Raw genomic sequence first — 22,418 nt, 5'->3', positions numbered from 1 at the left:
CTCACAGACTTATCCACAGCTTCATCATCCAGAACGGGAGGGGAACACGGGCCGAAGAGTGGTGCAGCAAAGTCGCAGAATTCCGCGATAAACCACTTTAGCCCACGGTTTCCCATCAAATCCCATTGAGTCCCATGCATACCCGCGTTACACACAAGTCGTAGCGCGGGGCTGATCCCATTGTTGGTGGGCCGGCCGCCGGAGGCGGCAACCCCGCGTTCCGGCGAACGGGAAGAATCTGTCCACCGCGCAACGGGGAGTGTGCGACGGTGGGTTTGGAGCATCTGTTTCAGGGCAGCGCCTTGAACGGAGTGGACGCGAAAGGTCGCGTCTCCGTGCCCGCCTTCCTGCGCACCGTGATCGAGCGCCGCGGCGATGCCCGCACCATCGTCCTCGCCAAGCACGAGACCTTCCCCTGCCTCAGCGCCTATGACCCCGCCTACGCCGCGCTGAAGCACCAGAAGATCGAGCGCCTCCTCGAGAAGAACGAGCAGCTGCCCGACGCGCAGCTCGCCTATCAGCAGAACAACCTGATGGCCTTCGCGATCAGCGAGGAAGTGCCCTACGACAGCACCGGCCGGATCCTCGTTCCGACCATGATGCGCCGCAAGGGCGGAATCGCCGACCTCGCCCTGTTCCTGGGCGTGGGCGAGACCTTCCAGATCTGGAACCCGCTTACCCTCCTCGAGGATGACCGCATCCCCGAGGACCTGAAGGATGTCTGCCGGTATCGGCTCGAGGAACGGGGGCTCGCATGAGCGAGGTTCCCCCCTCCGTTCCGGGCGCAACCCTGGCCGGCTCGCAAGAGCCGGTCGCGGCGGCGCACAAGCCCGTGCTGGTCGATGAGGTCGTCGAAGCGCTCGCCATCGCCCCTGGCGAGACGCATGTCGACGGCACGTTTGGAGCTGGCGGCTACACCCGTGCCATGCTCCGGGCGGGGGCGGGACGAGTGATTGCCTTTGATCGCGACCCCGATGCGATCGCCAACGGGCCGTCACTCGTCCCGGACTCGCGCTTGACCCTCATTCACGAGCGCTTCTCGCAGATGGCGGCGGTGCTCGACGCCGAAGGGCTCGCCCCGGTCGACGGGATCACGCTCGACATCGGCGTCAGCTCGATGCAGCTCGATCAGCGCGAGCGCGGCTTCTCGTTCCGCGATGACGGCCCGCTCGACATGCGGATGAGCCAGGACGGCCCGAGCGCCGCCGACTTCCTCAACACCGCCGACGAGGCCGAGATCGCGCGGGTGATCCGCACCTATGGCGACGAGCCGCGGGCCAAGAGCCTGGCGCGGGCGATCGTCGCCGCGCGGCCGCTCACCCGCACGGCCGAGCTGGCGGCGGTGTGCCGCAAGGTGCTCGGCTGGCATGCGGGAATGAAGACCGATCCCTCGACCCGCACCTTCCAGGCGATCCGGATCCACGTGAACGCCGAGCTCGAGGAGCTCGAGGCGGGGCTGGAAGCCGCCGAGCGCAGCCTTCGTCCCGGCGGGCGGCTGGCGGTGGTCACCTTCCACAGCCTCGAGGACCGGATCGTGAAGCAGTTCCTCAAGGTGCGGAGTGGGGCCGCACCGGCCGGCTCGCGCCATCGCCCCGCGGTGGCCGCTGGGCCGGCCCCCACCTTCCGCGCCGTCGCCAAGCCGATCTCGGCGGGCGAGGCCGAACTTCTCGACAATCCCCGGGCGCGTTCGGCCCGGCTTCGTACGGCGGTCCGCACCGAGGCCCCCGTCACCCCGCGAAAGGCAGCATGATGGTCCGTGGGTTCCGTGAAATGGGCTGGGTGGCGGCGGTCGCGACCACCGCGCTCGGCTGCTACATGGTCAGTCTGAAGGTGGCGTCCGAGCGGGCCAGCCTCGAATCGGTGCAGAACAAGATCGTGCTGGCGCAACGCGACATCCGCGTGCTCCAGACCGAGATCGGCACGCGCGGCCGGCTCGAGCAGCTCGAGAGCTGGAACGTCAAGGTGCTGGCGCTGTCGGCGCCCAAGGCGCAGCAGTTCCTCGAGGGCGAGTTCCAGTTGGCGACGCTGACCGCGCCCAAGAAGACGCTCGACCCGGCGGCGCCGGTGGTGCTCGCCTCGGCCCCGGCGCCCGAGCCCCGGGCCGCGATCAGCGCGCCCGCGCGCTCCGACGCCGACACCGCGCCGGTCGGCACCGCGAGCGACCTGATGCACGTCGCCAGCTATCGCCGCGAACTTCCGGCCGAGCCGCAAAAAACTGTGGATAAGCCGAAGCTTGCCGCACCCAAGGCGGTGAAGGCGGCGGACAAGCCTGCTACGGCGCAGGCTCCGGCGACCAAGACCGCGGCGGCACCGACGACCGCCCCCAGGAGCAAGCCCAAGCCCGCGGCGATCGACGCCAAGGCCAAGACGGTGCTTGCCGACACCAAGGCCAAGGCCCCGGCGAAGACCGCGCCCAAGCCGACGGCCAAGCCGACTGCCCAACCCAAGGACACCAAAGCCCGGCAATGAACGCTCCGACCCCCGCACTCGTCGCCCGGCCCGAACGGCTTCGCCTGGTCGGTCAGCGGCGGCAGCTGCTGGCGGTCATGCACCAGCGCCTGATGGTCGGCATGCTGGTCTTCATGGCGGTGATCGGGCTGATCGTGACCCGCCTGACCTGGCTCGGCCTGTTCGGGACCCACGCGGGCGCGCAGGGCGGGGTGAGCGCGCTGATCCCCGCACGCGGCGACATCGTCGATCGTGACGGCCAGCCGCTCGCCCGGACGATCGACAGCTGGACCGTCGCGCTGCAGCCCTCGAAGGTGATCGGCGACAAGCGGGCGCTGGCCGAGAACCTCGCCCGGCTCCTGCCGGAAAAGGACGCCGCCGGCTGGCTCGCCGAGATCAACTCCAAGAAGAGCTACATCTATCTGCGCCGCCGCGCGGCCCCGAGCCTCATCCAGGCGCTGAACGGGCTCGGCGAACCGGGCATCGCCCTCAGCCGCGAGCCCGACCGGCTCTATCCGCAGACCGACCTAGCCGCGCACGTGCTCGGCTACACCAACATCGACGGCCATGGCGCGGCGGGCATGGAGCGCGCGTTCGACGCGCAACTGTCCGATCCCGAGCGCCGCGGCGAGCCGCTCACCCTGTCGATCAGCAGCCGCGTCCAGCAGGCGATGGAGCATGAGCTGATCGAGGCGAAGACCAAGTTCAACGCCATCGGCGCGGCGGGCGTATTGCTCGACATCCGCACCGGCGAAGTGCTGGCGATGACCTCGCTGCCGCAGCTCAACCCCAATATCGCGGGCAACATGGACCCAGAGGCGCGGTTCAACCGCGCGACGCTCGGCACCTTCGAGCTTGGTTCGACCTTCAAGCCGTTCACGGTCGCGATGGCGCTCGACACCGGCGACGTGAAGTCGATGGGGCAGATGTACAACTGCCCCAAGGCGCTGCCCCTGCCGGGCGGGCGGCAGATTACCGACACCCATCCGTTCGGGCGCGCCTGCTCGGTCGCCGAGATCATGATGGAAAGCTCGAACATCGGCACCGCGCAGATCGCGGCCGAGGTCGGCGGCGAGCGCCAGCGCGAATTCCTCAAGAAGATGGGCTTCATGGGCAAGGTCGAGGTCGAGCTGCCCGAACGGTCGCGCTCGCAGACCGTGCCGGTGTCGAACTGGAGCACCGCGACCACGATGACGGTCGGCTTCGGCCACTCGATCGCGGTCACCCCGCTCCACCTCGCGATGGGCTATGCGACGCTTTACAACGGCGGGCTCTACCGGCCGGCGACCCTGCTCAAGGTCGGCAAGAACCATCCGGTCGCGCCCGGCCGCCGGGTCTTCACCGAGGAGACGAGCTACAAGATGCGCTCGCTCCTGCGGCTGGTCGTGCTCAAAGGCACCGGCAAGCAGGCCGACGCGATCGGCTATCGCATCGGCGGCAAGACCGGCACCGCCGAGAAGGTCATCAACGGCCGCTACTCCAAGACGGTGAACATCACTTCCTTCGCGGGCGTTTTCCCGATGGACGAGCCCCGCTATGCGATGGTGGTGATGCTCGACGAACCCAAGGCCACCGCCGAAACCTACGGCTTCCGCACCGCCGGCTGGAACGCCGCGCCGACCTTCGGCAAGGTCGTGGCGCGGATCGCGCCGATGCTGGGGGTCCGCCCGGACTTGAAGCGCGATGCCAACATGAGCGAAGTGCTGCCCTTCGTCCGCGAAGAGAAATAAGCCCGATGCTCCTGTCCGATCTTCTCGGGACGCCGCAGACCGGCGAGGTCAGCGGCTTCGCGCTCGATCACCGCAAGGTGTCGGCCGGCACCGTGTTCGGCGCATTTGAGGGCGCGGTGCGCAACGGCGAGGATTTCATTCCCCAGGCGATCGCGGCCGGCGCGGTGGCTGTCGTCGCGCGGCCCGAAGCGAGGGTCGAGGGCGCGGTCCATATCGCCGACCCAGAGCCGCGTCGCCGCTTCGCCGAGCTTGCGGCACGTTTCTACGCGCCTTTCCCCGAGGTGATGGTCGCGGTCACCGGCACCAACGGCAAGACCAGCTGTGTCGAGATGACCCGGCAATTGTGGCGCATGGCGGGGCAGCGCTCGGCCTCGGTCGGAACGCTCGGGGTCACCACCGCCGACGACCAGGTCAAGACCGGCCTGACCACGCCCGACATCGTCACTTTCCTGTCGAACGTCGCGGGGCTGAAGAAGCTCGGCATCAGCCATGTGGCGTTCGAGGCGTCGAGCCACGGGCTCGACCAGTATCGCAGCGAGGGGCTGCCGGTCGCGGCCGCCGCCTTCACCAATTTCAGCCGCGACCACCTCGATTATCACGGCACGATGGAGGCCTATTTCGAGGCCAAGATGCGATTGTTCGACGAGGTCGTCGCGGACGACGGCGCGGCGGTCGTGTGGACCGGCGACCCGAAGAGTGGCGACGTGATCGAGCGGGCCAGGCGGCGGGGCTTGCGGCTGCTGACGGTCGGGCCGGGGGGCGAGACGATCGACCTCAAGGCGCGCAGCGCGAGCCCGCTCGGCCAGACGCTGACGCTCGGCGTCGATGGCAAGGACCATCAACTCAAGCTTCCGCTGATCGGGGCCTACCAGGCGGCGAACGTGCTGGTCTCGGCCGGCCTGGTGCTCGCCACGGGCGGCGACTGGAAGCGGACCTTCACCGGCATGGGCCGGCTGAGCCCGGTGCGCGGGCGGCTCGAGCGGGCGGTGATCACGCGGGCGGGCGCCCCGGTCTATATTGATTACGCGCATACCCCCGATGCGCTCGAGGCGGCGATCGCCGCGCTCCGCCCGCACGTCGAGGGGCGGCTGATCACCGTGTTCGGCGCTGGCGGCGACCGTGACGAGGGCAAGCGCCCCGAGATGGGCCGCGCGGCGGCGACGGGCAGCGACCTCGTCATCGTCACCGACGACAATCCGCGGACCGAGGATCCGGCGGCGATCCGCAAGGCGGTGCTGGCCGGCGCGCCGGGTGCGCGCGAAATCGGCGACCGGCGCGAGGCGATCGCGGCCGCGGTGGCCGAGGCGCGCGAAGGCGACATCGTGCTGCTCGCGGGCAAGGGTCACGAGACGGTCCAGCTGGTCGGCGACCGCAGCCTGCCCTTCGACGACGCGCAGGTCGCACGCGAGGTGGCGGCGTGAGCGCGCTGTGGACCTCCGCCGAAATCGAGGCGGCGACCGGGGGCAGGGCGTCCGCGCCGTTCGACGTCACCGGCGTGACCTTCGACAGCCGCGAGGTCGAGGAAGGCTGGCTGTTCGTCGCCATGCCCGGCACCGTTGCCGACGGCCATGACTTCGTCGCCCGTGCCTTCGCACAGGGCGCGGCCGGAGCGCTGGTGAGCCGGCCGGTCGAGGGACCGCACGTGCTGGTCGACGACGTGCCGCAGGCGCTCGAGGCGCTGGCGATCGCGTCGCGGGCGCGGATGACCGGGTCCGTGCTCGGCGTCACCGGCTCGGTCGGCAAGACGAGCACCAAGGAAGCGCTCGCGGCGGCGCTCGAGCGGCGGCACCGGGGCAAGGTCCACCGGAGCCTCAAGAGCTACAACAACCATACGGGCGTGCCGTTGAGCCTCGCCCGGATGCCGCGCGACAGCGTCTATGGCGTGTTCGAGATGGGGATGAACCACGAGGGCGAGATCCGCGCGCTGGTGGCGCTGGTCCGGCCGCATGTCGCGTTGGTCACCGCCATCGCGCCGGCGCACATCGAGAACCTCGGGAGCATGGACGCGATCGCCGACGCCAAGGGCGAGATCTTCGAGGGTCTCGAGCCCGGCGGCACCGCGATCATCCCGAACGACACGCCCTACCGCGATCGCCTCCTCAAGAAGGCCCGGCGCCATGCCGAGACGATCCTGACCTTCGGGTCGGGCGATGCCGACGTCCATGCGCTCCATGCGGTGCGCGCCGACAATGGCGGGAGCCTCGTCACCGCGCGGCTGGAGAGCACCGATCTTACCTATACCATCGCGCAACCGGGCGAGCATTGGGTGTCGAACAGCCTTGCCGTGCTGGCCGCGGTCGAGGCCGCGGGCGCCGACCTTGCCGCGGCGGGCCTCGCGCTCGGCGACATGGGCGGGTTGAAGGGCCGGGGAGAGCGACACCGCGTTGCGCTTCCGGGCGGTACCGCGCTGCTGATCGACGAAAGCTACAACGCCAATCCCGCGAGCATGGCGGCGACGCTCCGCAGTCTCGGCGAGGAAAAGGTCGAAGGACGCCGGCTGGCGGTACTCGGCACGATGCTCGAGCTTGGCGAGCATAGCGATGCGGCCCATGCCGGGCTCGCTCCCGCGATCCGCGAGGCTCGCGTCGACGAGGTGATTCTGGTCGGCGAACCCGCCCGGCGGCTGCTCGACGCGCTGGGTTCGGACGTTGCCGCCATCCTCGTGCCCGACGCCGCAGCGGCAACCGACGCGCTGCTGGCACGGCTGGCCCCGGGCGACGCGGTGCTGGTCAAGGCATCCAACGGCATCGGTCTTGCGAAACTGGTCGACCGGGTGGCAGGGGGCGCCGCGACATGCTCTACGTAATCGCGGAATATCTGGGTTTCCCCGGAGTCCTCAACCTCATTCGCTACATCACCTTCCGGGCGGGGGCCGCGACCGCGACGGCGCTGCTGATCGGGCTGCTGCTTGGGCCGTGGTTCATCGGCTGGCTGCGCGTCCGCCAGGGCAAGGGCCAGCCGATCCGCGCCGACGGTCCGCAGAGCCATCTCGCCAAGCGCGGTACGCCGACCATGGGCGGGCTCCTCATCCTCGTCTCGGTGACGGTCTCGTGCCTGCTGTGGATGGACCTTGGCAGCCCTTATGTTTGGGCCTGCCTGCTGGTCACCGCCGGCTTCGGCGCGATCGGGTTCCTCGACGACTATGACAAGGTCAAGAAGGCGCATCACGCGGGCATCCCCGGCAAGGTGCGGTTGGCGCTCGAGTTCGTGATCGCGGGCGCGGCGACCTGGCTGATGGTGCGCCATTCGGGGAGCAACCTGTACCTCCCCTTCTACACCGGGCCGGTGATCAACCTCGAATGGTTCTACGTCGTGTTCGGCGCCTTCGTGATCGTCGCCTTCGGCAATGCGGTGAACCTGACCGACGGATTGGACGGGCTGGCGACCATGCCGGTGGTGATCGCGGCCATCGCCTTCACCATCATCGCCTATCTCGTCGGCAACGCGAAGTTCGCGGCCTATCTCGGGATTCCCCACGTGCTCGGCGCGGGTGACCTGACCGTGCTGCTGCTCGCGATCGTCGGGGCGTGCCTCGCCTTCCTGTGGTTCAATGCGCCCCCGGCGGCGGTGTTCATGGGCGATACGGGGAGCCTCGCTTTGGGCGGGGCATTGGGCGCGGTCGCGGTCGCCTCGCACCACGAGTTCGTGCTGGCGATCATCGGCGGGCTGTTCGTGGTCGAAGCGCTATCGGTCGTGATCCAGGTCGCGGTCTACAAGCGCACCGGCAAGCGCGTCTTCCTGATGGCGCCGATCCACCACCATTTCGAGCACAAGGGCTGGAGCGAGCCGACGGTCGTGATCCGCTTCTGGATCATCGCCTTCATCCTCGCGCTGGCCGGCTTGTCGACGCTCAAGCTGCGGTGATCACGGCCGAGGCCTGGAAGAACAAGAAATACGCCGTCTACGGGCTCGCCCGCTCCGGCCTCGCCACCGTGCGCGCGCTGGTGGCGAGCGGGGCGGAGGTGACGGCGTGGGACCGCAGCGAGGAGGCGCGGGCCAAGGCCGAGGGGGCAACCCTGCTCGACCTCGACAGCGCCGACCTGTCCGCCTTCGACAGCCTCGTCGTGTCGCCCGGCGTTCCACTCAACACGCATCCGATCGCGGCGCGAGCGCGGGCGGCGGGGGTGGAGAGCATCGGCGACATCGAATTGTTCGCCCGCGCCCGGCCCGAGCTTCCGCCGCACAAGGTGGTCGGGATCACCGGGACCAACGGCAAGAGCACCACGACCGCGCTGGTCCACCACATACTGCAGACCGCGGGGGTGCCGACGACCATGGGCGGCAACATCGGCCTGCCGATCCTCGCGCAGGATGCGCTGCCGGCGGGCGGGGTCTATGTGCTGGAGCTGTCGAGTTATCAGATCGACCTGACGCAAAGCCTCGACTGCGACGTCGCGGTGCTGCTCAACATCACGCCGGATCATCTCGATCGGTACGAGAGCTTTGAAGCTTATGCAGAAAGCAAACTTCGGCTCTTCTCGATGCAGTCGCCCTGCCGATTCGTAATTGTCGATAACGATACCGATGCAGCCTTCGGAGCGACCGACGAGCAGCGCGATATTGAGATTATTTTCACTGACATGATCGAAGACTTTGGCGCACAGATTTCGATGAATGCGCAATCCGAGTGGCCGACCCTACAGGGCCCGCACAACCGCCTGAACGCTGCAGCTGCGATTGGGGTCAGCTACGCGTTGGAAGTGCCAGCCGCAGATATTGAATTGGGCCTCCGAACCTATCCGGGCCTCCCGCACCGCATGGAACGGGTGCGCGAGATGGGCGGCGTCCTCTTCGTCAATGACAGCAAGGCAACCAATGCCGAAGCGGCCGCGCCCGCTCTGGCGGCATATCCCCGCATCCGGTGGATCGTCGGCGGGCAGGCGAAGACGAAGGAGCTGGGCGACACGGCCAGGCACCTCGACCATGTCGTCCATGCCTACACCATCGGCGAGGCCGGGCCGATGTTCGCCGATTTGCTCGAGGCGCGCGGCATTGCCGTCACCCGCGCGGAAACGCTGGAAAATGCGGTGAAATGTGCGGCGGAGGATTCACAGGCGGGCGAGACCGTTCTACTCTCGCCGGCCTGCGCCTCGTTCGACCAGTTTCGCGACTTCGAGGCACGAGGGGACGCCTTCAGGGCGCTGGTGGGGAAGCTATGAACCTGAGCCTGGCCAAGGCCTTTCCGATCGATACGAGCAACCGCTACGGCCGCGCCGACCGCTCGGCGGTGGGTCGCTGGTTCTGGGAGATCGACCGGGTCCTGCTGCTGCTCGTCGCGGTGCTGATCGCGATCGGCCTCGTCGCCGTCGCCGCCGCCTCGCCCGCCGCGGGCCAGCGCTATTCGGGCGGCAGCGTCACGGTCGCGCCGCTTTACTATTTCTACCGGCAGACGATGTGGTTGGCGGTCTCGCTGCCGATCATGATCCTGATCTCGATGATGCCGCGCGAGCGGCTCAAGCGGCTGTGCCTGATCGGGGCGGCGGTGTGCCTCGTCGCGATGGTGCTGGTCCCGCTGATCGGCCCCGAGAAGAACGGGGCGCGGCGCTGGATCAGCTTCGGCTTCGCCCAGTTCCAGCCGTCCGAATTTCTCAAGCCGCTCTACATCGTCGCGATCGCGTGGCTGCTCAGCCTCAAGGAGAAGGACAAGGGCCTGCCCGTGATGCTCCTGTCCGGCGCGCTGACGGGGCTCGTCGCGGTGCTGCTGATGATCCAGCCCGACTTCGGGTCGACCATCATCTTCGGCACCGTCTGGGTGGTGATGATCGCGCTCGCCGGGGCGAATATCCGGATCCTCGCCGGAATGGGCGTCGGCGGGATCGTCGGCGTGGTGCTGGCCTATTTCCTATACGACGTGGCGACGGTCCGGATCGACGGCTTCCTCTTCGGCGAAGGCGACAATTTCCAGGTCGAAAATGCGATGCGGACGCTGACCGCGGGCGGGCTGTTCGGCATGGGTCCGGGCGGCGGCACCCGCAAGTTCCACCTTCCCGAGCCGCACACCGACTACATCTTCTCGGTGATCGGCGAGGAATTCGGACTGATCGCCTGCATGGCGATCGCCGCCATCTATTGCGCGATCGTGGTCCGGGTACTGGTCAAGCTGCTCGACGAGGACGAGCCCTTCGCGGTGCTCGCCGCCGCGGGCCTCGCCTGCCAGTTCGGGCTCCAGGCGCTGATCAACATGGCGGTCAACGTGCAGCTCGCCCCGTCGAAGGGCATGACGCTGCCGTTCATCTCCTATGGCGGCTCGTCGATGCTGGCGCTGTCGATCGGCATGGGACTGCTGCTCGCCTTCACCCGCCGAAATCCCTATCTGAAGCGCTCCCCTTATGTCGTGAAGTGGAGCGGGGAGCGCCCGACCTTATGAATTTCGTTCTCGCTGCCGGGGGTACCGGCGGCCACATGATCCCGGCTCATGCGCTCGCCGCCGAACTCAAGCGCCGCGGCCACGGGGTCATGCTGCTGACCGACGCGCGCGGCGCCAAGATCCCGGCCTTGTTCGAGGACGTGCCGGTGCACATCCTGCCGGCCGGGCGGCTGAGCAAGACCCCGTGGGGGCTGTTGAAAGGCATGCGCGCCGTGATGGCCGGGCGGCGCGAGGCCAAGGGGCTCTACGCCAAGCACAAGCCGCATGCGGTCGTGGGCTTCGGCGGCTACCCGGCCTTTCCCGCGCTGCTCGCCGCCTCGGCGCTCGGTATCCCGACCGTGCTTCACGAACAGAATGCGGTGCTCGGCCGGGTCAACCGCCTGCTCGCCGGCAAGGCCAAGGCGATCGCCACCGCCAATGAGCGGGTCGAGCGGATGAAGGCCCGCGACCGCGGCAAGGTGGTGCTGGTCGGCAACCCGGTCCGCGACAGCATCGTCCGGCTGGGCGAGCTGCCGTTCCCGGCGTTCGATGACGTCGCGCCCTTGAAACTGCTCGTCACCGGCGGGAGCCAGGGCGCGACGGTGCTGGGGCAGGTCGTGCCCGAGGGGCTCGGCGCGCTCAATGAGGGGCTTCGTCACCGCCTCCAGGTTGTCCAGCAATGCCGCCCCGACGACATCGAGCGGGTCCGCGAGACCTACAAGCGCCTCGGCATTCCGGCCGAGCTGTCGACCTATCTCCAGGACATGGATGCCAAGCTCGGCGAAGCGCACCTGATGATCGGACGCGCCGGGGCCTCGACCATCGCCGAGCTGACCGCCGCGGGGCGCCCGGCGATCCTCGTTCCGCTGCCGATCGCGACCGACGACCATCAGACCGCCAATGCGCGCGAGCTGGCGCGGGCCGGCGGGGCGCGGATGATCCCGCAGCCGCAGTTCACCCCAGCCGCGCTCGCCCGGCAGATCGAAGCGCTGGCCGACGATCCCGAGGCGCTCTCCAATGCCGCGTCGCGCGCGTTGTCGGTCGGCCGCCCGCGTGCCGCGCAGGACCTCGCCGACCTGGTCGAGCGGATCGGGGAGGGCGAGGCGCCGACACTGGTCGGCAGGGTGCAGTCGGAGCAGCCGGCGATCGGCTTCGCGCCGGCGGGAGCCGCGGCATGAAGGCGCTAGGCCGCGACATCGGCACCATCCACTTCGTCGGCATCGGCGGCATCGGCATGAGCGGGATCGCCGAGGTGATGCATCAGCTCGGCTACCAGGTGCAGGGCTCCGACCAAGCCGAGAGCTATGTCACCGAGGGGCTTCGCAAAGCCGGCATCAAGGTGATGATCGGACAGAGCGCCGACAATCTCGGCGATGCGGCGGTGCTGGTCTGCTCGACCGCGATCCGCGCCGACAATCCCGAGGTCCAGGCCGCCGCCGAGCTTCGTCTTCCCCGGGTCCGCCGTGCCGAGATGCTCGCCGAGCTGATGCGGATGCAGAATACGGTCGCGGTGGCGGGCACCCACGGCAAGACCACGACGACCTCGATGATCGCCGCGCTGCTCGACGCCGGCCAGCTCGACCCGACCGTCATCAACGGCGGGATCATCAATGCCTATGGCTCGAACGCCCGGCTCGGCCAGGGCGACTGGATGGTGGTCGAGGCCGACGAATCGGACGGCAGCTTCCTGCGCCTCGACGGGACGATCGCGGTCGTCACCAACATCGACCCCGAGCATCTCGACCATTACGGCAGCTTCGAGAAGGCCAAGGACGCGTTCGTCGAGTTCATCGAGAACGTGCCCTTCTACGGCCTCGCGGTGATGTGCATCGACCATCCCGAGGTCGCGAACTTGCTTAGCCGGATCAAGGACCGGCGCGTGGTGACCTACGGCTTCTCCGCCGCGGCCGATCTTCGCGCCGACAATGTGACGACCAGCGGCGGGGTGACGACCTTCGACGCGCTGGTGCTCGAGCGCTCCGGCGAGCGGCGGCGGATCGAGGGCGTGACCCTGCCGATGCCGGGCCGCCACAACGTCCAGAACGCGCTTGCCGCGATCGCGGTCGGGTTGGAACTAGGGCTGGCCGACACGGTGATCGCCAGCGGGTTCGAGCGGTTCGGCGGGGTCAAGCGCCGCTTCACCCGGGCGGGCGAGGTCGATGGCGCGGTGATCATCGACGATTACGCCCACCATCCGGTGGAGATCCGCGCCGTCCTCTCGGCCGCGCGCGACAGCAGCAGCGAGCGCGTCATCGCGGTCGTCCAGCCGCACCGCTTCACCCGCCTGCGCGACCTGATGGAAGATTTCGCCAACGCCTTCGTCGAGGCCGACGCGGTGCTGGTCGCGCCGGTCTATGCCGCGGGCGAGGCGCCGATCGAGGGCATCGATCACCATGCGCTGGCCGAAGGCATTCGCAGCCGCGGGCACCGGATGGTGCAGACGGTGGAAGGGCCCGGCGACCTCGCGCACGTGCTGCGCGACCTGGCGGCGGACGGCGACCTCGTCGTCTGCATGGGCGCCGGCGACATCACCAAGTGGGCGGCCGGCCTCGCCGACGCGATCCGGCAGGAGCGGGCGAACAAGTGAGCGCGGCCGACACCCTTCCTGCCGTCCGCGGCAAGCTCACCCCCAATGCGCCGCTGGCGCCGCTCGTGTGGTTCAAGGCCGGCGGCGCGGCCGAAACCCTGTTCGAGCCGGCCGACGTCGACGCGCTGGCGGACTTTCTGCGGGAACTCGATCCGGCCGTGCCGGTGATGGGCCTCGGGCTCGGAAGCAACCTCATCATTCGCGACGGCGGCGTTCCGGGCGTGGTGGTGCGGCTCGGCAAGCCCTTCGCCCGCGTGACCAAGCTCGACGAGACCACGCTCCAGTGCGGCGGGGGCGCGAGCGGAATCCTCGTCTCCTCGACCGCGCGCGATTGCGGCATCGGCGGGCTCGAATTCCTCCGCTCGATCCCCGGAACCGTCGGCGGGTTCGTCAAGATGAACGGCGGCGCCTACGGGCGCGAGACCGCCGATATCCTCGTCTCGTGCGACGTCGTGCTGCGCTCGGGCGACCGCCGGACCCTGTCGCCCGCCGACCTCGCCTACACCTATCGCCACAGCGCGCTGCCCGACCAGGCGATCGTGGTCTCCGCCACCTTCCGCGGGCACGTCGCCGAGCCGGACGCCATCCAGGCCGAGATGGACCGCATCGCCGCCAGCCGCGAGGCGAGCCAGCCGCTCCGCTCCAAGACCGGTGGATCGACTTTCAAGAACCCGCTTCCGAAGAAGGCGTGGGAAGTGATCGACGCCGCCGGTTGCCGCGGACTGACCATCGGCGGGGCCCAAGTCAGCGAGAAGCATTGCAACTTCCTCCTGAATCTCGGAAGCGCGACCAGCGCCGACATCGAGAATCTGGGTGAAGAGGTCCGGCGCCGGGTCCGCGAACACAGCGGCACCGAACTCGAGTGGGAAATCCAGCGTGTCGGAGTTAGCGAGCGTGAATAAGGACCTGCATGTCGTCGTGCTGATGGGCGGCTGGTCCTCCGAGCGCGAGGTCAGCCTGATGAGCGGCAAGGGCGTCGCCGCCGCCTTGCGCGAGCGCGGCTGGTCGAACGTCACCGAAGTCGACATGGATCGCAACATCGCGCAGGTGCTCGCCGGCCTTCGGCCCGACATCGTGTTCAACGCCCTCCACGGCCATCCCGGAGAGGATGGAACCGTGCAGGGCATGCTCGACCTGATGCAGATCCCCTATACGCACAGCGGGCTCAGCACCTCGGCGATCGCGATCGACAAGGAGCTGACCAAGCTGCTGCTGGTCCCCGCCGGTGTCCGGATGCCCGAGGGCACGATGGTCCGCTCCGAGACCCTGTTCGAGCGCGATCCGATCCCGCGGCCCTATGTCCTCAAGCCCGTCAACGAGGGCTCGTCGGTCGGAGTCGCCATCGTCACCGACGAGAGCAATTACGGAAATCCGATCGGGCGCGACACCCAGGGACCGTGGAACGACTTCGACGAGCTTCTCGCCGAGCCCTTCATCGCGGGGCACGAGCTGACGGTCGCGGTGCTCGGCGACGAGGCTTTGTGCGTCACCGAACTCAAGCCCAAGGTCGGCTTCTACGATTTCGACAGCAAATATACCGATGGGCTGACCGAACATGTCTGCCCGGCGCAGGTGCCCGACGACATCGCCCAGTCGATGCTCGACATGGCGCTGAAGGCCCATCGCGTGCTCGGCTGCAAGGGCGCCAGCCGGTCGGACTTCCGCTGGGACGACGCCCAAGGCGAGGCCGGGGTCTATCTCCTCGAGGTGAATACCCAGCCCGGCATGACACCGCTCAGCCTCGTCCCCGAACAGGCCCGCCAGCGCGGCATCTCCTATGGCGAGCTGGTCGAGCGGCTGATCGAGGAAGCGCTTCCGTGAACGCGCAGGCCATCCGGCGCACGCCCACCAAGGGCAAGGCAAGGGCGAAGGGCGGCCGCAAGGCCCCCGCGCGCGCCGCGTCGCCATGGCCTGAAGGGAGCGGCAAGCTCGCGCGCTGGGCGTTCGGCGCGCTGGTGCTGGCGATGGTGCTGGTCGCGGTGATCGCGCTCGACCTGCCCGGCAAGGCGCTGCGCGCAACCGGCGCGGCGACGGGCGAGGCCGGGTTCAAGGTTTCCGGCTACCAGATTGTCGGGCTCAAGAACATGGACCGGCGCAAGGTCGACGCGGTGGTCACCGACGAACTGCATCGGGCGACCGAGGAAGCGCCGATCGGCAGCGACGAACCCGCGCAGGCGCTGGTCGATCTCGACCGGATCCGCGACAACCTCCTGCAATTCGGCTGGGTCAAGGACGCGCGGGTCTCGCGCCGCCTGCCCGACAGCCTCGTCGTCGACCTCGTCGAGCGGACCCCCGCCGCGGTCTGGCAGCACCAGGGGCGGCTCAGCCTGATCGACAACGAGGGCGTGGTCCTCGACGCGGTGCCGATCGACAAGATGCCCGAACTGCCGCTGCTGATCGGGCCCGGCGCCAACAGCCAGGCGATCGCCCTCAACAAGATGCTCGACAGCGTTCCTACCCTGAAACCCCAGCTCGCCTCGGCGACCTGGATCGGCGGTCGCCGGTTCGACCTCAGCTTCACCACCGGCGAGACCGTCTCGCTGCCCGAGGGAGCGGCAACGGCGTCGAAGGCGCTGCAGCGCTTCGCCAAGATGGACCGCTCGGTCGGGCTTCTCGGCCGCGACATGGTCCGCTTCGACCTCCGCGTCCCCGGCAAGATGATCGTCCGCGTACCGCCGGGCGCCGAGCCGCCCCCCGCGACCAACGCCGAGGTCGCCAACTGATGGCCAATCGCGAAGAGCCGATCCTGATCGGCGCGCTCGACATCGGGTCCTCGAAGGTCTCGGCAATCGTCTGCACCCTCGACGAGGAAGGCCGCCCGCGCGTGCTCGGCACCGGCCAGCGGCAGAGCCGCGGGGTCAAGCGCGGCTTCGTCACCGACATGGAGGCGACCGAGGTCGCGGTCCGCGAGGCGGTCGAACAGGCCGAGCGGATGAGCAGCCAGAACATCGAGGATGTCTGGGCAAGCTATGGCGCGGGCGGGCTGAGCAGCGACCTCGCCACCGTCGAGGTCGAGATCGGCGGCCATCAGGTCGAGCCGACCGATGTCGAGGAACTGCTTCAGTCGGGCCGCGAGGCGGTCGACCGCGACGGGCAGGTCGTGCTCCACGCCAATCCGGCGCTCTACACCATCGACGATGTCCAGGGCGTCCGCTCGCCAGTCGGCATGCACGCCAGCCGGCTGGGCGTCGACATCCACGTCATCGCCGCCGACGAAGCGCCCCTGCGCAACGTCGACCTCACTATCCGCCAGGCGCATCTGGGCGTGCGTGCGATCGTCGCCTCGCCGGTCGCCGCCGCGCTCGCCTGCCTCAGCCCCGAGGAGCGCGACCTTGGTGTCGCGTTGGTCGAGCTGGGCGCCGAAGTGACCAATGTCTCGCTTCACGCGGGCGGGATGCTGGTCGGTCTGCGCTCGATCCCGATCGGCGCCAAGGACATCACCGACGACATCGCCGCCGCCTTCGGGGTCCGCCGCCGCGACGCCGAGCGGATCAAGTGCTTCCACGGCTCGGCGATGACAAGCCCGCGCGACAATCACGAAGTGGTCGAAGCGCTGCCGATCGGCGCCGAGGACGGTTCCGAGCCGCTTCGCATCAGCCGCGCGCAATTGATGACCGTCATCCGCCAGCGGGTCGAGCGGACCACCGCCGAGGTCGAGGCGGCCTTGAAGGACATGGGCTTCGTCAAGCCGGTCGGCGGGCAGGTGGTGCTCACCGGCGGCGGGGCCGAGCTCAAGAATATCGCCGACTACATGCAGGGCGTGCTCGGCCGCGCGGTGCGGGTCGGCCGGCCGCGCGCGATTACCGGCCTCCCCGACGCGCACAGCGGGCCGGCCTTCTCGAGCCTCGTCGGCCTCGCGCTGCTCGCCAGCCAGGGGAGCGGCGGCGACATCCGCGACCTCGCGCTGCCGCGCAGCAAGCCCGGGCCGCAGGCGACCGGCATGTTCTCGCGGCTGATGACGGCGATCAAGGGCGGGCGCTGATTGTCCCAGCGCGGGACGAATGAGTCCCGCCCGCCACGTTTCGCCTGAAAAGATGCACCGATGTTAACTTTTCCGCTTGTGCGCCCCGCACTGGTGAATCATAGATTCATCCCTCAAGTTTCAACGCGTTGATTTGCGGGGGTCCACCAACATGAGCATCGATTTCGTCCGGCCGGCGGTTGACGAGCTGAAGCCGCGGATCACCGTGATCGGTGTCGGCGGCGCCGGCGGCAACGCCATCGCCAACATGATCCAGGCCGACGTCCAGGGCGTCGACTTCCTCGTCGCGAACACCGACGCGCAGGCGCTTAACGCCTCGCTCGCCGATCGCCGCATCCAGCTCGGCTCGAAGATCACGCAGGGCCTCGGCGCCGGTGCGCGTCCCGAGATCGGCCGTGCTGCCGCCGAAGAGGCGATGGAAGACATCGAGCGCGCCCTCGAAGGCGCGCACATGTGCTTCATCGCGGCGGGCATGGGCGGCGGCACCGGCACCGGCGCCGCGCCGGTGATGGCCAAGGCCGCGCGCGACAAGGGTATCCTCACCGTCGGCGTCGTGACCAAGCCGTTCGCCTTCGAGGGCAACCGCCGCACCCGCGCCGCCGAGGCCGGCATCGCCGAGCTCCAGCAGCACGTCGACACGCTGATCGTCATTCCGAACCAGAACCTGTTCCGGCTCGCCAATTCGGACACGACCTTCAAGGAAGCCTTCATGATGGCGGACGAGGTCCTCCAGCAGGGCGTCCGCGGAATCACCGACCTCATGGTCATGCCGGGCCTCATCAACCTCGACTTCGCCGACGTTCGCTCGGTGATGGGCGAGATGGGCAAGGCGATGATGGGCACCGGCGAGGCGTCGGGCGACAATCGCGCGATCGAGGCGGCCGAGAAGGCGATCTCGAACCCGCTCCTCGACGGCGTCTCGATGAAGGGCGCCAAGGGCGTCATCATCTCGATCACCGGCGGCGAGGACATGCGCCTGATGGAAGTCGACGAGGCCGCCAGCCACATCAAGGAACTGGTCGACCCCGACGCCAACATCATCTGGGGTTCGGCGTTCAACAACGACCTCGACGGCAAGATCCGCGTCTCGGTCGTTGCCACCGGCATCGAGGCCGAAGAGGCGACCAAGCCGGTGCCGAGCACCAGCGGATCGACCCAGAGCAAGGTCTTCACCTTCCCGGGCCGCACCACCGCCGCCGCGACTCCGACCGCCACGGCAGCGCCGATCGCGCCCGTCGCCAAGGCACCCGAGCCGCTCGACCTGTCGGACGAAGCCGATGGCGACGAACTGCTGCTCGATAGCGAGGACATCCTGACGACTCCGGTCGGCACCCCGCCGATCGCGCCGCCGAAGGACGAGGACACCGCGCCGCTCGCCAAGCCGGCAACCGCCTCGGGCGGGACGCTGTTCGAGCGGATGAGCTCGATGGCCCGCGCCGGCGGCAAGGTCGAGGAAGAGCAGACGCCGAGTCTCCGCCGCGAGCCGCTCGACATCCCGCGTTTCCTCAACCGCCAGAACAACCAGTAATTTGCTCTTCCCCCAGCGGGGGGATGCCAGCCGCCTGCGGCTGACGGAGGGGTTCTCGCCTGGCGCGACGGACCCCTTCGTTGCCTCTGCGGCTGCTCGCCTTCTCGGCAACCGGATGGCTTTCAACTCGTCCCCCAAGGCCAACGTCTCGCCGCCGAGGCCTCTTCCCGTCAGCCGGCGCTCAGCTAAGCCTCGTCACGGGATGGGGATGATCAGGAAAACTTGCCTGCTGCTGGCAAGCGCGTTGCTGCTGCAGGGCGCGGCACATGCGCAATATATCGGGGGCCGCCCTCCCGCACCGCCGCCGATGCCGGTGGCCGGCGCGAACGAGACCCCGGAGGCGGCGCTGGCGCGCAATGTCCGGCTGCTCGCGATCAACCCCAAGGACTATAACGCGTTGCTCGGGGCTGGCCGCGCGGCGCTGAGGCTTGGTGATGCGGAGGCCGCGATCGGCTTCTTCGGCCGCGCCGAGGAGATCGGCTCCAACCAGTGGGCGCCCAAGGCCGGGCAAGGCTCGGCGATGGCGCAAATGGGTGAGGGGACGACCGCGCTCGGTTTGTTCGAGCAGGCGCAGCGCCTGGGCGCGACGCAATTCAGCATCGCGCTCGACCGCGGTCTCGCCTTCGACGTCGTCGGACGGCAGGCGGAAGCGCAGAGCGATTATCGCGCGGTGCTGTCAGGCCCCGATGCCGACGAGGCGCGGCGCCGGCTGGCGCTCAGCCTCGCCATTTCGGGGCGCAAGACCGAGGCGCTGACCCTGCTCGATCCGCTAATCGCGCGGCGCGATCCCGCCGCCCGGCGCGCGCGGGCGTTCGTCCAGGCGCTGACCGGCGATCTCGTCGGTGCGCGCCAGGCGATTGCGGCGATGATGCCGGGGCGCAGCGCGGGCTTCGAACCGTTTCTCCAGCGGCTGGCGACGCTCGGTCCCGGGCAGAAGGCCGCCGCCGTGCAACTGGGGATCCTCCCGCCCGAGGGCGCGGCCATGGCGTCGGTCGAGCCCGCTCCGGTGATCGCGGCCCCGACCCCGGTGCGCAGCGCGCCGCCGCGGGCCCGGACCGGCAGCAAGGTCGCCGTGACCTATGTCCCGACCCCCGCACCCGCGCCCGCCACAGCGCCCGACCCGGTCCCGACCACGCGCCTCGCCGATCTCGAGACGACGCTCGTCAGCCTGCCCGCGACGAACGCCGCCCCACCGCCGCCCGCGCCCAAGCCGATCGTCGAGACGCGTCGACCCGCCAAGGCTCCGGTCAAGGTCGCCGAGGCGAAGGTCGCGGACACCGCCTGCACCCCGCTCAGGGGTCGCAAGGGGAGCACGGCCAAGTGCGATCCCAAGCCAGCTGCGCCGGTGAAGCTCGCCAGCATCGACACCGCCTGCCTCAAGCTCAAGGGCACCGCGCGAACCCGGTGCGAAGCCAAGCCCATGGGCCTCGTAGCCGCCGAGAACGATGCGAAGGCCTGCGCCAAGCTCAAGGGCTCGGCCAAGACCAAGTGCGAAACGAAGCTCGCCGCCGCCGACAAAGCCGACGATGACGAGGCGAAGGCCTGCGCCAAGCTCAAGGGTTCGGCCAAAACCAAGTGCGAGACCAAGCTCGCGACCGCCGCCAAGGCCGAGGATGACGACGCCAAGGCCTGCGCCAAGCTCAAGGGCTCGGCCAGGACCAAGTGCCAGTCCAAGCTTGCGGCCAAGGACGAGGAAGAGGCCAAGCCCGCCAAGTCCAGCGGCGGCTCGCGCATCTATGTCCAGCTCGCCGGCGGGTCTAACACCGACCAAATGGTCAAGGAATTCGCCAAGATCCGCGCCAAGAAGGCGAGCCTGTTCAAGGGCCGGGCGCCGGTCGTCGCGGCGATGAAGGGCTGGTCGCGGCTGCTGATCGGGCCGTTCAAGAGCGACGACGAGGCGCAGGAGTTCGTCAACGACCTGCATGCCGCGAAGCTGCAGGGCTTTGCCTGGACCGCGCCGGGCGGAATCAAGTTGGAGAAGCTCGCATCGAAGTGAGCCTTCCCGCCGGCATCGCCGCCCGCCCGTCGGAGAGCCGGGGGCGGGTCCATGCCGAGCCCGACCTTGGGCCCCGCGGCCCCCGCGACGCCTTCCAGCGCGACCGCGACCGGATCGTGCATTCGGTCGCCTTCCGCCGCCTGCGCCACAAGACGCAGGTGTTCGTCGCTCCCGACGGGGACCATTATCGCGTCCGCCTGACCCACAGCATCGAGGTCGCGCAAATCGGTCGCACGGTCGCGCGCGTGCTCGGCCTCAACGAGGACCTGACCGAGGCCTTGTGCCTCGCCCACGACCTTGGCCATCCGCCCTTCGGTCATGCCGGCGAGGATGCGCTCGACGCGGCGATCGCGGATCACGGCGGGTTCGATCACAACGGGCACACGCTGCGGCTCGTGACGAGGCTCGAGACGCCTTATCCCGACTTCGACGGCCTTAACCTTAGCTGGGAGACGCTCGAAGGGCTCGCCAAGCATAATGGTCCGGTCGCCAATCCCCATTGGGCGCTGGCCGAGGTCGACGCCGAGGTCGGGCTCGACCTTCACTCCTTCGCCAGCCTCGAGGCGCAGGTCGCGGCGCTCGCCGACGACATCGCCTATGACAATCACGACATCGACGATGGCCTTCGCGCGGGCGTGCTGCCGCTCGACCTTCTGCTCGAGCAGCCGTTCGTGAAGCGGCACTGGGACGCGATTGGCGCCCGCTGGCCCGATCTTCCGCTCGACCGCAAGGTCAAGGCGCTGGTCCGCGACCAGATCGGCACCATGGTTGGCGATCTTCTGGCCGAGACCCGGCGGCGGGTGGCGGCGAGCGGGGCGGAGACGCTCGCGGACGTCCGTTCGGCCGGCATGGCACTGGCGGGCTTTTCCGACGAACTCGCCGCCGACGAGCGCGCGCTCAAGCGCTGCCTCTACGCCAACCTCTACAACGCGCCCGCGCTCCAGCCGGTGCGCATCGAGGCGCAGCGCGTGGTCGCCAACCTCGCCGCCGCCTATCTCGCCGACCCGCGCCTGCTGCCCGACGCCTGGCACCGCGGCGACTGCGCCGAGACGACCGCCCGTAACGTCGCCGACTATGTCGCGGGCATGACCGACCCCTTCGCCATCGCCCGCCACGAGGCGCTGGTCGGACCCGTGGAGCTGCCGGAGAAATTCTGATGCGCATCGTCCTTATCGGCGCGACCGGGCTGGTCGGCCGGAGCCTGTGGCCGCTGCTCGAGGCGCGGCATGATCTGCTGGTTCTGGGGCGACGGCCGAGCGGGGCGAAGGACGAGCGGCTGGGATCGATGGCGGAATGGCCGGGCTCGCTCGCGGGCGAACGGGTCGACCTGGCGATCTCGACCCTTGGTACGACGCGCAAGGCGGCGGGGAGTTGGGAAGCCTTCGAGGCGGTCGACTGCCATGCCGTTCTGGCCTTTGCGCGGGCGGCACGGGCGGCGGGGGCGCGGCATTTCCTGCTGATTTCCTCGAGCGGCGCCAACGCCCGCAGCCGCAACGCCTATCTCCGGCTCAAGGGCGAGGTCGAGGCGGCGGTCGAGGGAATGGGGTTCGAGCGGGTCGATATCGTTCGGCCCGGCCTGCTGCTCGGCGACCGGCAGGAGCGGCGGATCGGCGAGGCGATCGGCCAGGCGCTCGCGCCCTTGCTCAATCCGCTGCTGGTGGGCCCGCTCGACCGGTTCGCGGGCATTCCCGCCAGCGACGTCGCCCGGGCGCTTGCCACTCTCGCTGAGCAGCAGGCACCCGGGCTCCATGTTCACGACAATCGGGCGATCCGGCGGCGCGCGGCCGCCGGTGCCTGAGGT

The 22,418-nt window shown here is 69.1% G+C and carries 19 protein-coding genes; all 19 read left to right on the top strand.

The genetic code is table 11. The annotated features are described in order from the left end of the window. The first annotated feature begins 335 nt into the window (after positions 1-335). The 19 genes from ABD693_RS02035 (at position 336) to ABD693_RS01945 (ending at position 22,415) form a co-directional block, all read left to right on the top strand. The gene (locus tag ABD693_RS02035) at positions 336-758 is read left to right on the top strand and encodes a division/cell wall cluster transcriptional repressor MraZ (protein ID WP_344695302.1); all 423 of its coding nucleotides are present in this window, start codon (positions 336-338) and stop codon (positions 756-758) included. Continuing rightward, the gene (gene rsmH / locus ABD693_RS02030) at positions 755-1,750 is read left to right on the top strand and encodes a 16S rRNA (cytosine(1402)-N(4))-methyltransferase RsmH (RefSeq protein ID WP_344695301.1); all 996 of its coding nucleotides are present in this window, start codon (positions 755-757) and stop codon (positions 1,748-1,750) included. The genes ABD693_RS02035 and rsmH overlap by 4 nt, the downstream gene beginning before the upstream one ends. Then, positions 1,747-2,469, top strand: a complete 723-nt coding sequence (locus ABD693_RS02025; protein WP_344695300.1) for a hypothetical protein — start codon at positions 1,747-1,749, stop codon at positions 2,467-2,469. The genes rsmH and ABD693_RS02025 overlap by 4 nt, the downstream gene beginning before the upstream one ends. Further along, on the top strand, positions 2,466-4,178 hold the full coding sequence (locus ABD693_RS02020) for a peptidoglycan D,D-transpeptidase FtsI family protein (RefSeq protein WP_344695299.1): 1,713 nt from the start codon (positions 2,466-2,468) through the stop codon (positions 4,176-4,178). The genes ABD693_RS02025 and ABD693_RS02020 overlap by 4 nt, the downstream gene beginning before the upstream one ends. Before the next feature lie 5 nt (positions 4,179-4,183). Further along, positions 4,184-5,599 (top strand): UDP-N-acetylmuramoyl-L-alanyl-D-glutamate--2,6-diaminopimelate ligase, encoded by a 1,416-nt coding sequence (locus tag ABD693_RS02015; protein ID WP_344695297.1) that lies wholly within the window; start codon positions 4,184-4,186, stop codon positions 5,597-5,599. Continuing rightward, on the top strand, positions 5,596-6,984 hold the full coding sequence (locus ABD693_RS02010; RefSeq protein ID WP_344695296.1) for a UDP-N-acetylmuramoyl-tripeptide--D-alanyl-D-alanine ligase: 1,389 nt from the start codon (positions 5,596-5,598) through the stop codon (positions 6,982-6,984). The genes ABD693_RS02015 and ABD693_RS02010 overlap by 4 nt, the downstream gene beginning before the upstream one ends. Further along, positions 6,972-8,042, top strand: coding sequence for a phospho-N-acetylmuramoyl-pentapeptide-transferase (gene mraY / locus ABD693_RS02005; protein ID WP_344695295.1), 1,071 nt, complete (start codon positions 6,972-6,974; stop codon positions 8,040-8,042). Before ABD693_RS02010 ends, mraY begins: the two co-directional genes overlap by 13 nt. Beyond that, entirely contained in the window at positions 8,039-9,337 is a 1,299-nt protein-coding gene (murD, locus tag ABD693_RS02000) for a UDP-N-acetylmuramoyl-L-alanine--D-glutamate ligase (RefSeq protein ID WP_344695294.1), read from the top strand. The genes mraY and murD overlap by 4 nt, the downstream gene beginning before the upstream one ends. After that, positions 9,334-10,545: an FtsW/RodA/SpoVE family cell cycle protein gene (locus tag ABD693_RS01995; protein WP_344695293.1), complete on the top strand. Its 1,212-nt coding sequence runs from the start codon at positions 9,334-9,336 to the stop codon at positions 10,543-10,545. Before murD ends, ABD693_RS01995 begins: the two co-directional genes overlap by 4 nt. Beyond that, positions 10,542-11,702 (top strand): undecaprenyldiphospho-muramoylpentapeptide beta-N-acetylglucosaminyltransferase, encoded by a 1,161-nt coding sequence (murG, locus tag ABD693_RS01990; protein ID WP_344695292.1) that lies wholly within the window; start codon positions 10,542-10,544, stop codon positions 11,700-11,702. The genes ABD693_RS01995 and murG overlap by 4 nt, the downstream gene beginning before the upstream one ends. After that, positions 11,699-13,111, top strand: coding sequence for a UDP-N-acetylmuramate--L-alanine ligase (gene murC / locus ABD693_RS01985; protein WP_344695291.1), 1,413 nt, complete (start codon positions 11,699-11,701; stop codon positions 13,109-13,111). Before murG ends, murC begins: the two co-directional genes overlap by 4 nt. Next, entirely contained in the window at positions 13,108-14,013 is a 906-nt protein-coding gene (gene murB, locus ABD693_RS01980; RefSeq protein ID WP_344695290.1) for a UDP-N-acetylmuramate dehydrogenase, read from the top strand. The genes murC and murB overlap by 4 nt, the downstream gene beginning before the upstream one ends. After that, positions 14,006-14,932: a D-alanine--D-alanine ligase gene (locus tag ABD693_RS01975; RefSeq protein ID WP_344695289.1), complete on the top strand. Its 927-nt coding sequence runs from the start codon at positions 14,006-14,008 to the stop codon at positions 14,930-14,932. The genes murB and ABD693_RS01975 overlap by 8 nt, the downstream gene beginning before the upstream one ends. After that, a complete protein-coding gene (locus tag ABD693_RS01970) occupies positions 14,929-15,834 on the top strand; it encodes a cell division protein FtsQ/DivIB (RefSeq protein ID WP_344695287.1) in 906 nt (301 codons plus the stop codon). The genes ABD693_RS01975 and ABD693_RS01970 overlap by 4 nt, the downstream gene beginning before the upstream one ends. Beyond that, a complete protein-coding gene (gene ftsA / locus ABD693_RS01965; protein WP_344695286.1) occupies positions 15,834-17,093 on the top strand; it encodes a cell division protein FtsA in 1,260 nt (419 codons plus the stop codon). The genes ABD693_RS01970 and ftsA overlap by 1 nt, the downstream gene beginning before the upstream one ends. A gap of 151 nt (positions 17,094-17,244) precedes the next feature. Continuing rightward, on the top strand, positions 17,245-18,621 hold the full coding sequence (ftsZ, locus tag ABD693_RS01960) for a cell division protein FtsZ (RefSeq protein ID WP_344695285.1): 1,377 nt from the start codon (positions 17,245-17,247) through the stop codon (positions 18,619-18,621). 202 nt (positions 18,622-18,823) lie between these two features. After that, positions 18,824-20,617 (top strand): SPOR domain-containing protein, encoded by a 1,794-nt coding sequence (locus ABD693_RS01955; protein WP_344695283.1) that lies wholly within the window; start codon positions 18,824-18,826, stop codon positions 20,615-20,617. Next, complete coding sequence (locus ABD693_RS01950) at positions 20,614-21,774, top strand: deoxyguanosinetriphosphate triphosphohydrolase (protein ID WP_344695281.1); 1,161 nt, start codon at positions 20,614-20,616, stop codon at positions 21,772-21,774. The genes ABD693_RS01955 and ABD693_RS01950 overlap by 4 nt, the downstream gene beginning before the upstream one ends. Next, on the top strand, positions 21,774-22,415 hold the full coding sequence (locus ABD693_RS01945; RefSeq protein WP_344695280.1) for an NAD-dependent epimerase/dehydratase family protein: 642 nt from the start codon (positions 21,774-21,776) through the stop codon (positions 22,413-22,415). The genes ABD693_RS01950 and ABD693_RS01945 overlap by 1 nt, the downstream gene beginning before the upstream one ends. The last annotated feature ends 3 nt before the right edge of the window (positions 22,416-22,418 follow it).

This window comes from Sphingomonas rosea, assembly GCF_039538065.1.
GTDB classification, from domain to species: Bacteria; Pseudomonadota; Alphaproteobacteria; order Sphingomonadales; family Sphingomonadaceae; genus Sphingomicrobium; species Sphingomicrobium rosea.
The sequence above is the reverse complement of the archived record's forward strand: the minus strand, read 5'-3'. Positions and strand labels throughout refer to the sequence as shown.